Below are 13,498 nucleotides of genomic sequence, written 5' to 3'. Positions count from 1 at the left end.
TTCGGGCCGGCGAGTCCATAGCGTTCGAGGCAGCCACGGCGCTTTGGCCGTGGCTTCTCGCGAAGGAGTCGTCATGCGACTGTTGAAGCAGCTCGGGGCCGTCGCGGCGGTCGCCCTCACCGGCAGCCTGGCCGTCGGTGCGGTGCGGGGAAACCCGTTTTTCACCCTGGGCCTCGGCCTCGCGACCGCGGTGCTCGCGTTGCTCACGTACGCGTGGGTGGTGCGGCGCACCGAGCGTCGGGCGCCGGTGGAGGTGGCCGGGAAAGGCGCTGGTGCTGCCGTGGGCCGGGGACTGCTGATCGGTGTCGGGATGTTCGCGGCCGTCATCGCGAACATCGCGCTGCTCGGCGGCTATCGGATCGACGGCATGGGCTCGGCGGCGGGCGCACTGGCGCTGCTCGGTTTCATGGCCGCGGCTGCCGTGACGGAGGAGCTGATCTTTCGCGGCATCCTGTTCCGGATCGTCGAGGAGCGAATCGGCACGTGGGGATCGCTGGTGCTGACCGGCCTGCTGTTCGGCCTGGCGCACCTGTTCAACACCCACGCCAGCCTGTGGGGCGCGATCGCCATCGCGGTCGAGGCCGGCGGCATGCTCGCCGCCGCGTACGCCGCCACCCGTACCCTGTGGCTGCCGATCGGCCTGCACTTCGGCTGGAACTTCGCCCAGGCCGGCGTCTTCGGCACCACCACCTCCGGCAGGAGCGGGCCGGAGGGTCTGCTGGACGGCGTACTGTCGGGGCCGACCCTGCTCAGCGGCGGCGAGTTCGGGCCGGAGGCGAGCCTGTACGCGGTGCTGGCCGGCGTGGTGCTGACCATCGTGTTCATGTGGCTGGCCCACCGGCGTGGCCACCTGGTGCCCCGCCGCCGGCGCACCGCCCAGGCCGACCCGACCGCTACGCTCGCGCAGTGATCGACCTTCGGCGGGTCCCGGACCGGTGGCGGCGGTATGACGTCACGGTCCGGGATCTCCCGTTCGCGCTGCTGCTGGCCGTCGCGTCGCTGCTGCCGGCGTTGCACGGCCAGGGGACCCAGGTCGGCGACCTGCCAACCCGCCCCTTCGACGCGCTGGCCGTCGCGGTGATCGCCGTGCAGGCCCTACCGTTGGCGGTACGCCGGCGGTGGCCGGCCGCGTGTCTGGTCCTGGTGTCGCTCGGCTTCGTCGGCGACCAGCTCCTCGGTTACCACGCGTTCGCGGGTACCGCGCTGCCGATCGCCCTGCTGAGCGCGGGCGCCTACCTGGAACGTCACCGGCGTGTCGCCGCGGTGCTGCTCTCCGCGGCGTACCTGCCGCTGGCGGTCGCGCTGCACCGGCTCGGGGCCACCGAGCCGGTGGAGGGATTCGTGGTGTTCTACCTGGCGCTGGTCCTCGCCTGGAGAATCGGATCGTGGCTGCGGTCCACCCGGGCCGCCGAGGCCGAACGCCGGCACCGCGTCGCCGAGGCCAGCCGCACCGCCGAACGCACCCGGATCGCCCGGGAACTCCACGACGTGGTGACCCACCATGTGACGGCGATGGTCGTGCAGGCGGAGGCGGCACGGTATCTGACCGCCGCACCCGCCCGGCTCGACGAGACCCTCAGCGCCATCACCGACACCGGCCGGCGGGCCATCAGCGACCTGCGGCACCTGCTCGACCTGCTCAACCCCGACCACGGGACCGAGGCCAGGATGCCGTCCGTCGGCGAGCTGCACGCGCTGGTGGAGCAGACGCGCCGGGCCGGGCAGCCGGTGGAGTTCACCGAGCAGGGCAAGCCGGCGGAGTCGACCGGCAGTGCCGAGCTGGCGGCCTACCGGGTGGTGCAGGAGGCCCTGACGAACGCCCTCAAGTACGCCCACGGCAGCCGTACCGTGGTCCAGGTGCAGCACGGCGCAAGGGAGATCACCGTGGAGGTCAGCACCGACGGTTCCGACTCGCGGACCGCCTCGCCCGGCGGAAGCGGGCGGGGCCTGGCCGGGCTCCGCGAACGCGTCGACGTGCTGGGCGGCGAGTTCAGCGCGGACCGGCAGCCGGGCGGCGGCTTCGTCGTGCGGGCCCGCATCCCCGCGGGGAGCCCGTCGTGACCGCGCCGGTCCGGGTACTGGTCTGTGACGACCAGGCGCTGATCCGCACCGGATTCGCGACGATCATCGACGCGCAGCCCGACCTGGAGGTGGTGGGCGAGTGCGGGGACGGGCGCGCCGCGGTCGACCTCGCCGGCCGGCTGCACCCGGACGTGGTGGTGATGGACGTACGGATGCCGGTACTCGACGGCATCCAGGCGACCCGCCTGCTGGCCGGGGTCGGGGTGGCGCAACCCGTCAAGGTACTCGTGGTGACGACGTTCAACCTGGACAAGTACGTGTACGAGGCGCTGCGCGCGGGGGCGAGCGGATTCCTGCTCAAGGACGCCCCACCGGCGCAACTGCTGCACGGCATCCGCACCGTCGCGACCGGTGCCGCACTGTTGGCACCCGAGGTGACCCGGCAACTCGTCGGCAGGTACGCGGCGCGGATCCGTCCCGCCGAGGGCATGCCGGACGGCGCCGGGCTGACCCCGCGCGAACTCGAGGTGCTGCGCCTCATCGCCAACGGCCTGTCCAACAGCGAGATCGCCGCGACCCTGGTGATCAGCCAGGAGACCGTCAAGACGTACGTGTCGCGCATCCTCAGCAAGCTCGACCTGCGCGACCGCGTACAGGCGGTGGTCTACGCCTACCGCAGCGGCCTGGTGACCTGAGACCCCCGCCGGCCGGCCCCGTGTCACCCGCTCGGTCAGTACGCCCGTCGCGAGGCGTGCCCGGGGTCACCGGCCGGGCGGATCGGTAAATCAGACATCGGTTGTCAGGTAGCGATGCCACGATCGGAGCCATGACGGAGACGTTGACTGGCAGGGTGGCACTGGTCGCCGGGGCGACCCGGGGGGCGGGTCGCGCGATCGCGGTGGAACTGGCGCGAGCCGGAGCGGTGGTCTATGCGACCGGGCGCAGCAGCCGGGCCGGGCGTTCGGAGATCGACCGTCCGGAGACGATCGAGGAGACCGGCGAGTACATCGCCGCGGCGGGCGGGGAGGGCGTCGCGCTGCGGGTCGACCACCTGGAGCCTGACCAGGTACGCGGGCTGGTCGAGCGGATCGACGCCGACCACGGCCGTCTCGACATCCTGGTGAACGACATCTTCGGCGGAGACGTCCACGCCGAGTTCGGGAGGACCATCTGGGAGCACGACCTGACGAAGGGACTGCGGATGCTGCGGGTGGGGATCGACACCCACGCCGTGACGAGCCACTTCGCGCTCCCGCTGCTGATCCGGAACCCGGGTGGGCTCGTGGTCGAGATGACCGACGGCACCTTCGAGTACAACCGTGCGTACCGTCACCAGGTGGGCGTCTACTACGACCTGGTCAAGGGGGCGGTGGAACGGCTCACCCTGGCGCAGAGCCACGAGCTGGCGCCGTACGCGAGCACGGCGGTTGCGGTGACTCCGGGATGGCTGCGGTCGGAGCTGATGCTCGACCTGTTCGGAGTGACCGAAGCGAACTGGCGGGAGGCGGTGGTCAAGGAGCCGCACTTCGTCATCTCCGAGTCGCCGACCTACGTCGGCCGGGGAGTCGCCGCGCTCGCTGCCGATCCCGACCGGGCGCGCTGGTCGGGTACGTCCGTCTCCAGCGGCCAGCTTGCCCGGGTCTACGGGTTCACGGATGTGGACGGCAGTCGACCCGACGCGTGGCGATACATCGTGGAGGTGCAGGATGCGGGCAGGCCCGCCGACGCCACCGGCTACCGGTGAGGCAGGGCGTGTCCGACAGACCACGGTGACCTGCGGGCAGCCGCCGGTCATACTCTGCGCCGATGAGCAACGATCTGGCCGACGAGGTGCAGCGGGTGGCGGCGCACATGGTCGAGGCCGTGCGGGACGAGGCCGACGGTGGGCTCGACTACTCCGAGGAGAGTCTCAGCACGGTCGAGGAACTGCTTGCCGAAGCGGTGGACTTCGATGGTGGTTCGGATCGCCAGCCGAGTCGCTGCCTCAGGCGCAGCGTGCCAGGCCGCCAGGGTGGGATGTGGCGCCAGACGGAAGGACCGCCCGCGAGGCACCAGATCGCGATCACCGGGTCGCAGATCGCGCAGCCGAACGAGGAGTCGTGGGCCGAGGGGATGATCGGCTCGCCGCGGAGGTGGTGCACGACGTCCCAGGCGGTGTGCAGCAACCAGCCCACTCCGATGAACGTCCACGACTCCAGCCCGCGATAGGCCAGGTAGGTGAGCACGGCGGTGAACGCGAACTCCCCGATTCCCAGTCCGCCGCCGCTGAGATAGGCCGCTCCCGCCCCGGCCAGCATGACCGCGTTGAAACGGCGGCGGTGCGGCTCGGCGATCAGGGAGTTCACCAGGACGTAGAACACACCGATGAACAGCGGCACGAGGACGGTCATGGTCACAGACCGTAGCCACGGCCGTCGCCGAGCGGCAGTGGCTCGCGAGACAGCCACCGACGGATTCCGGCCAGAATAGGGGTATGCATCGCGTCGTGATCCTCGCCTTCGACGGCGTGGTCCCGTTCGACCTGTCCGTGCCGATCGAGGTCTTCGGCCGCGCCCGGCTGGCCGACGGCCGCCCGGCGTACCAGCTTCGGGTCTGCGCGGACACCGACGAGGTCAGGGCCGGGCCGATCGCCATCCGTACCCCGTACGGGTTGCCCACGCTGGCCGAAGCCGACACGGTCGTCGTTCCCGGTGTCGCCGACATCGACGCCCCGATCCCGCCCGGACTCGTCGCGGCGCTCACCGCCGCGACCGGCCGGCTGGTCTCCATCTGTACCGGCGCCTTCCTCCTGGCCGCCGCCGGACTGCTCGACGGCCGCCGGGCCACCACGCACTGGGCGGCGGCCGCGCAGCTCGCTCGTCGCCACCCCGCCGTCGAGGTCGACCCGGAGGTGCTGTTCGTCGACGACGGGTCGGTACTGACCTCGGCGGGTGCCGCCGCAGGACTGGATCTGTGCCTGCACCTCGTACGGCGTGACCACGGTGCCGCGGTCGCCGCGCAGACCGCGCGAACCTCGGTCATGCCGCTGGAGCGGGCCGGTGGCCAGGCGCAGTTCATCGCGCACGAGCCACCAACCCCGGCCGGCATCTCCCTGCAACCACTGCTGACCTGGCTGACCGGCAATCTCCACGCCCCACTGACCCTGGCCGCCATCGCTGGCGAAGCGTCGATGAGCACCCGTTCGCTGAGCCGGCACTTCCGCGACCAGACCGGCACCACCCCCATGCAGTGGCTCAACCGGCAACGCATCCGCCGCGCGCAACTCCTGCTGGAGACCAGCGACCAGCGGGTGGAACACGTCGGCGAACTGGTCGGGTTCACCTCGGCGACGGCGTTCCGGGAGCGGTTCCGGCAGATCGTCGGCGTGAGCCCGCGCCACTACCGCCTGGCGTTCTCCTCCGACGCGCGGCCCGCCGTCACGCCTGCCCGCCGGGCCCGCCCTGGCCGGGGCGGGCGCCCGGGCGCGGCTACGAGGACGCGGTGACGCTCGGGTGTCCGGCCGGTCAAAGGTCCCGGCGCTGGAAGGACACCGCCGCGAGTCCGAGGGCGAGGGCGATCCAGAGGCCGGTCCAGGCGAGGTAGGTGGGAGTGAGCGCCGCCTCGCTCAGGAAGGGGTGCCCCTTGAACGCCTCCTGGAACTGGATCAGCAGGGTCGGGTCCTGGAAGGCGTTCATGGCTCCGCGCCACAGGCCGTCGGTCGGGAGCAGCATCCGCGAGACGGTGCCGATCCGAGCCACGCTCTCGTTGCCGAGCGCCTCGCCGAACGCGCCGACCACGCCGCCGATCCAGGTGGCGCCGAAGAGGCCGACCGCCACGATGCCCGACGCCATCGGGGAGACAGCGGTGGAGAGCAGCAGGCCGAGGGTGAGCAGGACCGCGGCCTGCGCGGCGAGCAGTGCCAGACCGGTCACCGGCCGGGGTGGCCAGTAGCCCGTGGTGGTTCGGACGATGAGGAGTTGGGCGAGTCCGGCCACGGCCACGAAGCCGCTGCCGAAGGTCACGAGCCCCAGCCATTTGCCCAGCAGCACCGCCGAGCGGCGGACCGGGCGGGCCAGGACGGCCAGCGCGATCCCGGTTTCGGTCTCACCGGCCAGGGTGGGACCGGCGAGGAACGCCGTGCCGAGCGCGGCGGTCAGGCTCAGGCCGAACATCACCAGGTTCAGGACTATGGCGGCCGCCAACCGGGCCTCTCCGGTGGTCAACCCGCCGAACGTGGCGTCGATCCGGGAGAACCCGAAGGCGCTGACCGCGAGCAGTACGACGGTCAACGCGACGAGCGCGAGCAGTACCCGTCGGCGCGTGGCCTCCTTGACGGTGAGCGTGGCGACGGTGAACACGGTACGGGCGGTCATGCGTGCTCCTCGGTAGGGCTGGTGCGCAGGATGTCGAGCAGCCGCTGTTCGAGACTGATCCGCCCCAGCTCGACGGCGTGTATGCGTACCCCGAGGCTGACCAGATCCGCCACGAGGTCGGGCACGGCGGCGCCGTCCTGCTCTGCGGGGAGGGTGACGGTGAACGCGTCCCCGGTACGGGTGAGCGGGCCGGCGGCGGCCAGCCGGGCCTCCGCCTGCGCGCTCACCCCGTCGAGGCGAAGTCGCAGCTCACGCTGGCCGAGCAGCTCCGGGAGGGTGCCGGATGCGGCGACCCGGCCCTTGTCGAGGATGACGACCCGGTCGCAGACCCGCTCCACCTCGCCGATGAGATGCGAGTTGAGCAGGACGGCGACCCCGCGAGCCTTGAGGGAGAGCAGTAGGTCCCGCACGTCGGCCCTGCCGACGGGATCGAGGGCGCTCGTCGGCTCGTCGAGGATGACGAGTTCGGGGCGGGCCACCAGCGCCACGGCCAGCCCGAGGCGCTGCTGCATGCCCTTGGAGAAGCCGCCCACCCGGTCGGCGGCACGGTCGGCGAGGCCCACCATGGCCAGGCATTCCTGCCGCTCCGCCGCCGGCACCGTGGCGCCGGCGAGCCGGGTGTGCAGGGCCAGCACCTCGGCGGCGGACAGCCAGGGCTGATATCGGAAAAGCTCCGGTAGGTAGCCGACGTGGGTGCGGGAGTGCGGGTCCCGGGCCGGTCGCCCGAGCAGCAGCACCTCGCCGGCGTCGGGCCGGACGAGACCGAGCAGCATCTTGATGACGGAGGTCTTGCCGGCTCCGTTGGGTCCGAGCAGGCCGACCACCTCGCCGCGCCCGACGGTGAGGGACACCTCGTCGACCGCGGTCCGGCGCCGGTATCGCTTGCGCAGACCCGAGCACCACACCGCCGGTGACGGGGGTAGGTCGGCAAGGAGTTGCGCCACGGTGTCGGGGGAGGGGAGGTCGCCCTGCCGGGTGGTGGGGTCGGTCGTCATCGGCCCCACCGCAACCCGCGAGCCACCGACAGCACCTCGTCGGTGCCGAGTGAGCCGGCCACCGCGTTGAGCACGCCGTCCTTGACCCAGAAGACGGCCGCGAGGGTGCCGCCCCTGGTGGTGAGGACGGTGGCCGGTACGCCGTCGACCTCGGCGGAGAAGCTCGTCTCCTTACCGATCTTCACGATCAGCGGCAGCGTCGTCCCGTCGTCGGTGAAACCGCGCAACTGCGACGCCACGTCCTCCGGCAGACCGGGCAGCGAGAGCAGGTAGTCGCGGGCGGTCTCGAACGGGATGCCTGCGGAGTAGACGGCCGGTGCGACCACCCGGCCGACGATCATGGCGGGCCTCCCCTGGGACTGCGACCAGATCGCGGCGAGGCCCGGGCCCGCGGTCATCCTGAACGGGCTGCCCTCAAGGCCCGGTGGCGGTGGAGGCAGCGGTCTGCCGGCGGCCGCCGCGGTCTGCGCCGCCTTCTCCGCCGAGAACGTGAACGTGGCGCTCACCTGGTTGCCGACGTGGAACGTCGGTTCGCCGGTCACACCACGGGGCAGCTTGCGCACCCGAGGCGCGGAGAGGCCGGTGGCCTTTTCCGCCGCGGTGGCATCGGCGACCGGGTGGATGTCGGCGACCTTGGTCACCTTGGCCTCGCCGTACGCGGATAGGTCCGGAAGCTGCAGCAGATCGGCCTGGGTGACCGTGATCGGCGCGATCCGCTCGGTACGGAAGATCGGTAGCCAGTTCGCGGCGGCGGCAGTGGTGGCCCCGGTCAGCAGCGCGACCGCCGCGACACCGGCGAACAGCGGGCTGCGCAACGCCGTACGCCATCGCGGCGGGCGGGCCGCCACCGCCACCTGCCGGGGCCGGTCCGCGGCGATCGCCCGGGACAGGCGGTGCCAGCCGTCCTCGACGTCGGTGCTGACCTCGACATCGAGCGCCGCACCGGCGAACGCGGCGTCCCGGCGGGCGGCTGCCAGCCCGGACAGGCACTTCGGGCAGTCCGCGACGTGCTCGCGGTCGGCGTCAGCGACGCCGACGGGCTCGTCCACAAGCCGGCGCAACATGCCGTCAGTCGGATGGCGCATGACGGTTCAACTCCTTGCGTAGGGCGGACTCGGCGCGGCGCACGATGGTGCCCACGCTGCCGGGGGAGAGTTCAAGAGCGGCCGCCACCTCGGCGTAGCTCAGGCCGCTGTGCCGAAGCACCAGGGCCACGGCCTGCTTGCGGGGCAGCCGTGCCAGCGCCCCGCGCACACGACGGCGCTCGTCGAGGGTCACGACCACGTCTGCGACGTCAGGGCTGACGACGTCACCGACACCGGCGGCCTTCTCCCGGGAGGCGCGACGCCGACCGGTCCGGAGATGGTTCAGCGCGGTGTGCGCCGCGGCGACGCACAACCACCCCACCGCCTCCCCCGCGGGTACGCGGGAGCGTCCGAACGTCAGGAACACCTCCTGCGCCACGTCCTCGGCCTGGTCCCCGGAGCCGAGCACCCGCGCGGCGACGGCGACTACCCGCGGGTAGGCGGAGCGGAAGACCTGCTCAAGATCGGAACGGACCGCTTTTCGTCCCGGAGGAGTCGACACGGCCACGGCATCCCCCCGTCCGGCTCGTCCGGCCGCCCTGCCACTGCCGGCGGACGGCACCGCAGCGACCGCCGTGGCCAGTACGGTCGCACGGCGCCCGACGAGCTCCACATCTTCCTGCACATCTTCAAAGCACCGCCGGCACCCGAGATGTGACACCCGCCGTCGACATCACTGCGACGGTGTCGGCGGACCCGTTCATGCACGGCGGAGCGCGTTCGCCGATTCCTCGGAGCAGAGGAATTCGTCGGACGGCACGATCCAGTAATTGTCGGTCATGAGCGGCGGATCGGGGAGGAACTCCAACAAGCCGGCCGGCCGGGCGAAAACCCGCCTGGCCGGCCGGTGGGAAAGGTCGTTCGTGTCGCCCCCTGGCGTGCTCACCGCACCTGGCGGTGGCTGGTGGGCCGGGGCGGCCGGGTGGAGGTCAGCCGGCGGTCGAGGTTGCCGGCAGGTGGTCGCTGAGCAGCAGTTGGTGCAGCTCGGCGGAGGCGGCGGCGACATCCTCCAGGTGGGCGTTGTGCCCGAACGAGCGCGGACGCGGGATGTCGATGTCGACGAGCTTGCGCAGCCGGCCGGGCCGGGCACTCAGTACCGCCACCCGGTCGGCGAGCAGCACCGCCTCCTGGATGGAGTGGGTCACGAAGACCACGGTGGTGCCCAGCTCCATGTGGATGCGCTGCAACTCGACGGCCAGCTCCTCGCGGGTCAGCGCGTCCAGTGCGGAGAACGGCTCGTCCATCAGCAGCACCTTGGGCCGCTGGATGAGGGCCCGGCAGAGCGAGACCCGTTGCTGCATGCCGCCGGAGAGTTCATGTGGAAGGCGGTCGGCGAAGCCACTCAGGCCGGTCATCTCCAGCAGCCGCTCGGCGTGCTCGCGGTGCTCGGCCCGCCGCCAGCGGAAGATCTCCACCGGCAGCAGCACGTTGTTCCGTACGCTGCGCCACGGCAGCAGCGCCGGGCGCTGGAACACCATCGCGACGTCCCGGCGGGGCCGGCCGACCGGCTCGCCCGCGACCAGTACCTCGCCCTGGCTCGGCCGGATCAGCCCAGCGATGATCCGCAGCAGCGTGGACTTGCCGCAGCCGGACCGGCCGATCACCGCCAGGAACTCGCCGTTGCCGACCTCGAGGTTGATGTCGCGCAGCGCCTCCACCGTCCCGGATTTCCCCTGGAAGGTCCGGGACAGTCCGGCAATCTTGATCATTGTGCCCTCCTTGCGAGCTGTGTTCCGGTCACGACGAGATCGCCCGGGCCCACGGCACGAGGATCCGTTCCAGCGCCGCGACCAGGTAGAACAGCCCGGCGCCCATGATGGCGAGCAGGGTCAGCGCGGCGAAGGCGAGCGGAGTGTCCGCGGACTGGCTGGAACTGACGACGACCGAGCCGAGCCCGCGGTCGGGGTTGGTGAGTTCACCGATGACCGCCCCGATGATGGCCAGCGAGGAGGCCACCTTCAGACCGACGAAGACCTGCGGCAGTGCCCAGGTCAGCCGGACCTTCAGGAAGGTCTGCCACCACGAGGAGGAGAGCGAGTGGGCGAGTTCGCGCAGGTCGTTGGGGACGGAGGTCAGCCCGGCCATGGTGGAGACCAGGACCGGGAAGAAGCAGAGCAGCACGACCATGACGACCTTGGCCTGGGTGTTCAACCCGATCCAGACGATGAGCAGGGGGGCGAGCGCGGCCTTCGGCACCGCGTTGACCGCGGCGATCAGCGGCATGGTCATCCGCTCGATCGTGCGCGAGGCGGCGAAGAGGACCGCGACGGCCGCTCCGCCGATCGAGCCGATGGCGAAGCCGACGACCGTCTCCATCAGCGTCACTCCGGCCTGTTCGACCAGGTGACCGGAGAGCCGCTGGAACGCGTCCACCACGTCCGGGGGTGCGGGTAGCCAGAACGGTTCGATGCTGAAGACGATGGTGACCAACCACCAGAGCGCGAGCGCCAGCAGCGTGCCCAGCGCGGGGAGCCCGGCGTTGACCCACAGACGTCGCAGCCCGGCGTCGGTCCTCTTGTCAGTCATGGTGAATCCCGTAGGGTCCTTTCGGGCGGCGATGAACGTGGTGTTCGAGGTGCCGGGCAGCGCCCGGCTGCGGGACGAAGAAGGGACGGCAGCCGCTCCGACCACCGCCCCCTGTCCGTCAGGTGCGCCCGACCGCTGGCGAGGACCTCTCGACAGCGGTCGAGATCGTGCTGGTCGTGGTCGAGGCAGGCGTCGTCAGGTCTTCGGCACGATGTTGAGGTCGACCACGCTGGCCGGGCTGAGTCCGGAGGGCATCAGGCCGGAGCCCTGCAGGATGGCGATGGTCCGCGCCACCCGGCCCTCGTCCATCGAACCGATCGGGGCGCCGCCGGCCGGCACGACGTACGGGGTCATCGCCTTGATCTCGCCGACCCCGGAGGCCACCGGGTACGTCGGCTCCGCCTTGTTCAGGATCGTCGCCGCCTCCTCCGGGTGGTCGACGGTGTACTGCAGGCCCTTCAGCAGGGCACCGGTGAACCGGCGAACCAGGTCCGAGTCCTTCTCGATCAGGCCGGGGGTGGTGATGATGGCGTTGCCGAACAGATCCCGCAGGTAGTCGCTGTACGGCAGGACGACGACCTCCTTCTTGGAGGCCGCCGCCAGCGCGTCCCGGCTGAGCAGGAAGGTGCCGAGCGCGTCCACCTGACGGCTCGCCATCAGGCCGTTGAGCGCCGTGGCCTGCACACCCTCGATCTTGACGCTCGCCGGGTCGAGGCCGGCCAGCTTGGCGTAGGCCGGGAAGAGCAGTTCGGTGACCGAGCCCTTGCCGGTGGCCATGGTCTTGCCGGCCAGGTCGTTCGGGCCGGTGATGTCGGTGTCCTTGGTGGTCATCACCGAGATCAGCGTCTGCTGATGTACGGCGGCGACCGCCCGCCAGTCGGTGAACTCGCCCTTGCCGGCCTGGATCACCGCGCCGGTGAAGTCGAGCGAGGCGAACTGGACCTGCCCCGACTTGAGCGCCGTGAGGTTCTGCGCGTTACCCGCGCCCTTCTTGATGTCGACCTCGATGCCGACCTCGGCGAAGTAGCCCTTCTCCTTCGCCACCCAGGCGAAGGAGTCGCGGCCCACGGCCCCGAACGCCGTGATGTAGGCGACCTTGTCGGTCCCCTCGGCGGACGCGCCGTCGCCGCCGTCGTCGCCGCTGCAACCGCTCACAGCCAGCGCCGTGGCGAGCAGCGTTGCCGCCAGGACGCGAGAGCGTCTGAACATGTATGCCTCCAGCTTTCGCTTGTGGATGGGCGGTCCCAACGCACCCGCGCCGAGGATGTGGCCCTTGATCTGAGCGACACCAACCGCGCCGACCCTCGCCCGGTCGAGAATCGTAGATGACTCATGTCCGGCTTGTCACCGACGAAATTGAGCCATTTTTGGGGGCTCTGACCGAGGGATACCCGCTGTCGTGGACGCCTTTCCGCAGCTCAGAGCGTTGTTGACAAGGGAAGTTCTGGCAGCAATCCTGTCAACACGATTGTTGATAATCTAGGAGACAATGTTGCGGGCTGGCGGGCTGTACCGGGGGACGGCGAGCGGCGGCGGGTACTCCGCTCTGGACACTCCCCGGCCTGCCGTCTCCGGGTACGCCCGGTCGACGGGCCGCGCGGCAGCCGTCCGGTCAGGACGTACGGCCGCCGGAGTGGCCCGTCCGGCATCGACGGTGACCACGTCGTGAGTGACGCCCCACGAACCCCGGCAACTCCCGCACGGCGCGCGGCTGGCACCCCGCGCCGCCCGCCGGCCCGCTCGGCGGACGAGGCGTACCAGGAGCTCCGCGAGGCGATCCACCGCGGCGAACTGATGCCCAACGAGCGACTGATCGAGGTCGAGTTGGCGGCCCGGCTACAGGTCAGCCGGGCGGTGGTCCGGACCGTGCTGGTCCGACTCGTCCAGGACGGACTTGTGGTGAGCACCCCGAACCGGGGCGCACACGTCCGGCTGGTCACCGAGGAGGAGGCGGTCGAGATCCTCCAGGCGCGGGCCGTACTGGAGGCGCTCACCGCACGGCAGGCGGCACTGCACGCCACCACCCGGGAGATCACCGCCATTCGCCGGGTGCTCGACAGAATGACCCAGAAGCTGGAGCAGGACGACCTGCTCGGCTACTCGGAGGGGAACGCCGACCTGCACGCCGCGATCATCGCGGCGGCCCGGCACGAGACCGCGGCCCGGATGATCGCCGGGCTCCGGGCCCAGCTCGTCCGGTTCCAGTACCGCACCATCCTGGTGCCCAGCCGGCCGGCCCAGTCGCTCGGCGAGCACACCGCGGTCGTGGAGGCGATCGCCAACCGTGACCCGGACGCCGCCGAGGCCGCGATGCGGCGGCATCTCGGGCACGTCGAGTCCACTTTGGCTAACACCGCCTCGGCGGCCCGGCGTGGGGCCGGCCCGTCCGACGGCACCCGTACGGCCTGAACCGGCCATGCGTATCCCTCTCCTGCAAGGAGCGACATGTCAGATCATCCCGTCCCGTCCGCCCGCTCCCGTGCCCTGGTGCAGGGGGCGTACGACACCCACGTGCACA

The 13,498-nt window shown here is 71.3% G+C and carries 15 protein-coding genes; 6 read left to right on the top strand and 9 right to left on the bottom strand.

The features are described from left to right. Window positions 1-73: 73 nt before the first annotated feature. The 4 genes from AAH979_RS39605 (at window position 74) to AAH979_RS39590 (ending at window position 3,766) form a co-directional block, all read left to right on the top strand. Window positions 74-910, top strand: a complete 837-nt coding sequence (locus AAH979_RS39605; protein ID WP_346263253.1) for a type II CAAX endopeptidase family protein — start codon at window positions 74-76, stop codon at window positions 908-910. Beyond that, the gene (locus AAH979_RS39600) at window positions 907-2,061 is read left to right on the top strand and encodes a histidine kinase (RefSeq protein WP_346263252.1); all 1,155 of its coding nucleotides are present in this window, start codon (window positions 907-909) and stop codon (window positions 2,059-2,061) included. The genes AAH979_RS39605 and AAH979_RS39600 overlap by 4 nt, the downstream gene beginning before the upstream one ends. Continuing rightward, window positions 2,058-2,717 (top strand): response regulator transcription factor, encoded by a 660-nt coding sequence (locus AAH979_RS39595; RefSeq protein WP_346263251.1) that lies wholly within the window; start codon window positions 2,058-2,060, stop codon window positions 2,715-2,717. Before AAH979_RS39600 ends, AAH979_RS39595 begins: the two co-directional genes overlap by 4 nt. A 131-nt stretch (window positions 2,718-2,848) precedes the next feature. After that, window positions 2,849-3,766 (top strand): SDR family oxidoreductase, encoded by a 918-nt coding sequence (locus AAH979_RS39590; protein ID WP_346263250.1) that lies wholly within the window; start codon window positions 2,849-2,851, stop codon window positions 3,764-3,766. A gap of 148 nt (window positions 3,767-3,914) precedes the next feature. Here the strand turns inward: AAH979_RS39590 and AAH979_RS39585 are convergent, their stop codons facing one another. Next, window positions 3,915-4,412, bottom strand: coding sequence for a DUF6010 family protein (locus AAH979_RS39585; RefSeq protein ID WP_346263249.1), 498 nt, complete (start codon window positions 4,410-4,412; stop codon window positions 3,915-3,917). A gap of 83 nt (window positions 4,413-4,495) precedes the next feature. Here AAH979_RS39585 and AAH979_RS39580 point away from each other — a divergent pair, with 83 nt between their 5' ends. Continuing rightward, window positions 4,496-5,506 carry a helix-turn-helix domain-containing protein gene (locus AAH979_RS39580; RefSeq protein ID WP_346263248.1) on the top strand — a complete coding sequence of 337 codons (1,011 nt, stop codon included), beginning with the start codon at window positions 4,496-4,498 and terminating at the stop codon, window positions 5,504-5,506. A gap of 19 nt (window positions 5,507-5,525) precedes the next feature. Here the strand turns inward: AAH979_RS39580 and AAH979_RS39575 are convergent, their stop codons facing one another. From AAH979_RS39575 to AAH979_RS39540, 8 genes are all read right to left on the bottom strand, one after another. After that, window positions 5,526-6,374 carry an ABC transporter permease subunit gene (locus AAH979_RS39575; protein WP_346263247.1) on the bottom strand — a complete coding sequence of 283 codons (849 nt, stop codon included), beginning with the start codon at window positions 6,372-6,374 and terminating at the stop codon, window positions 5,526-5,528. After that, window positions 6,371-7,369: an ABC transporter ATP-binding protein gene (locus AAH979_RS39570; protein ID WP_346263246.1), complete on the bottom strand. Its 999-nt coding sequence runs from the start codon at window positions 7,367-7,369 to the stop codon at window positions 6,371-6,373. The genes AAH979_RS39575 and AAH979_RS39570 overlap by 4 nt, the downstream gene beginning before the upstream one ends. After that, complete coding sequence (locus tag AAH979_RS39565; RefSeq protein WP_346263245.1) at window positions 7,366-8,454, bottom strand: hypothetical protein; 1,089 nt, start codon at window positions 8,452-8,454, stop codon at window positions 7,366-7,368. Before AAH979_RS39565 ends, AAH979_RS39570 begins: the two co-directional genes overlap by 4 nt. Continuing rightward, entirely contained in the window at window positions 8,438-8,956 is a 519-nt protein-coding gene (locus AAH979_RS39560) for a sigma-70 family RNA polymerase sigma factor (protein ID WP_346263244.1), read from the bottom strand. The genes AAH979_RS39565 and AAH979_RS39560 overlap by 17 nt, the downstream gene beginning before the upstream one ends. A 198-nt stretch (window positions 8,957-9,154) precedes the next feature. After that, window positions 9,155-9,340: a hypothetical protein gene (locus tag AAH979_RS39555; protein ID WP_346263243.1), complete on the bottom strand. Its 186-nt coding sequence runs from the start codon at window positions 9,338-9,340 to the stop codon at window positions 9,155-9,157. A 43-nt stretch (window positions 9,341-9,383) separates the two neighbouring features. Continuing rightward, window positions 9,384-10,163, bottom strand: coding sequence for an ABC transporter ATP-binding protein (locus AAH979_RS39550; RefSeq protein ID WP_346263242.1), 780 nt, complete (start codon window positions 10,161-10,163; stop codon window positions 9,384-9,386). 28 nt (window positions 10,164-10,191) lie between these two features. Then, entirely contained in the window at window positions 10,192-10,980 is a 789-nt protein-coding gene (locus tag AAH979_RS39545; RefSeq protein WP_318399729.1) for an ABC transporter permease, read from the bottom strand. 195 nt (window positions 10,981-11,175) lie between these two features. After that, complete coding sequence (locus tag AAH979_RS39540; protein WP_346263241.1) at window positions 11,176-12,189, bottom strand: ABC transporter substrate-binding protein; 1,014 nt, start codon at window positions 12,187-12,189, stop codon at window positions 11,176-11,178. Window positions 12,190-12,645: 456 nt separating this feature from the next. Between AAH979_RS39540 and AAH979_RS39535 the strand changes: the two genes are divergently transcribed. Then, a complete protein-coding gene (locus AAH979_RS39535; protein WP_346263240.1) occupies window positions 12,646-13,389 on the top strand; it encodes a GntR family transcriptional regulator in 744 nt (247 codons plus the stop codon). The last annotated feature ends 109 nt before the right edge of the window (window positions 13,390-13,498 follow it).

Origin of the sequence: Plantactinospora sp. ZYX-F-223, assembly GCF_039649625.1 — a bacterium.
Taxonomy (GTDB): Bacteria; Actinomycetota; Actinomycetes; order Mycobacteriales; family Micromonosporaceae; genus Plantactinospora.
Note: the sequence above shows the minus strand (reverse complement) of the source record. Positions and strands in the feature narration are given on the sequence as shown.

Bases quoted from the DNA above. Each gene is read 5' to 3' on its own strand.
- AAH979_RS39545 (WP_318399729.1), bottom strand. From the start codon at position 10,980: ATGACTGACAAGAGGACCGACGCCGGGCTGCGACGTCTGTGGGTCAAC.
- AAH979_RS39575 (WP_346263247.1), bottom strand. From the start codon at position 6,374: ATGACCGCCCGTACCGTGTTCACCGTCGCCACGCTCACCGTCAAGGAG.
- AAH979_RS39550 (WP_346263242.1), bottom strand. From the start codon at position 10,163: ATGATCAAGATTGCCGGACTGTCCCGGACCTTCCAGGGGAAATCCGGG.
- AAH979_RS39570 (WP_346263246.1), bottom strand. From the start codon at position 7,369: ATGACGACCGACCCCACCACCCGGCAGGGCGACCTCCCCTCCCCCGAC.
- AAH979_RS39590 (WP_346263250.1), top strand. From the start codon at position 2,849: ATGACGGAGACGTTGACTGGCAGGGTGGCACTGGTCGCCGGGGCGACC.
- AAH979_RS39565 (WP_346263245.1), bottom strand. From the start codon at position 8,454: ATGCGCCATCCGACTGACGGCATGTTGCGCCGGCTTGTGGACGAGCCC.
- AAH979_RS39540 (WP_346263241.1), bottom strand. From the start codon at position 12,189: ATGTTCAGACGCTCTCGCGTCCTGGCGGCAACGCTGCTCGCCACGGCG.
- AAH979_RS39580 (WP_346263248.1), top strand. From the start codon at position 4,496: ATGCATCGCGTCGTGATCCTCGCCTTCGACGGCGTGGTCCCGTTCGAC.
- AAH979_RS39605 (WP_346263253.1), top strand. From the start codon at position 74: ATGCGACTGTTGAAGCAGCTCGGGGCCGTCGCGGCGGTCGCCCTCACC.
- AAH979_RS39585 (WP_346263249.1), bottom strand. From the start codon at position 4,412: ATGACCGTCCTCGTGCCGCTGTTCATCGGTGTGTTCTACGTCCTGGTG.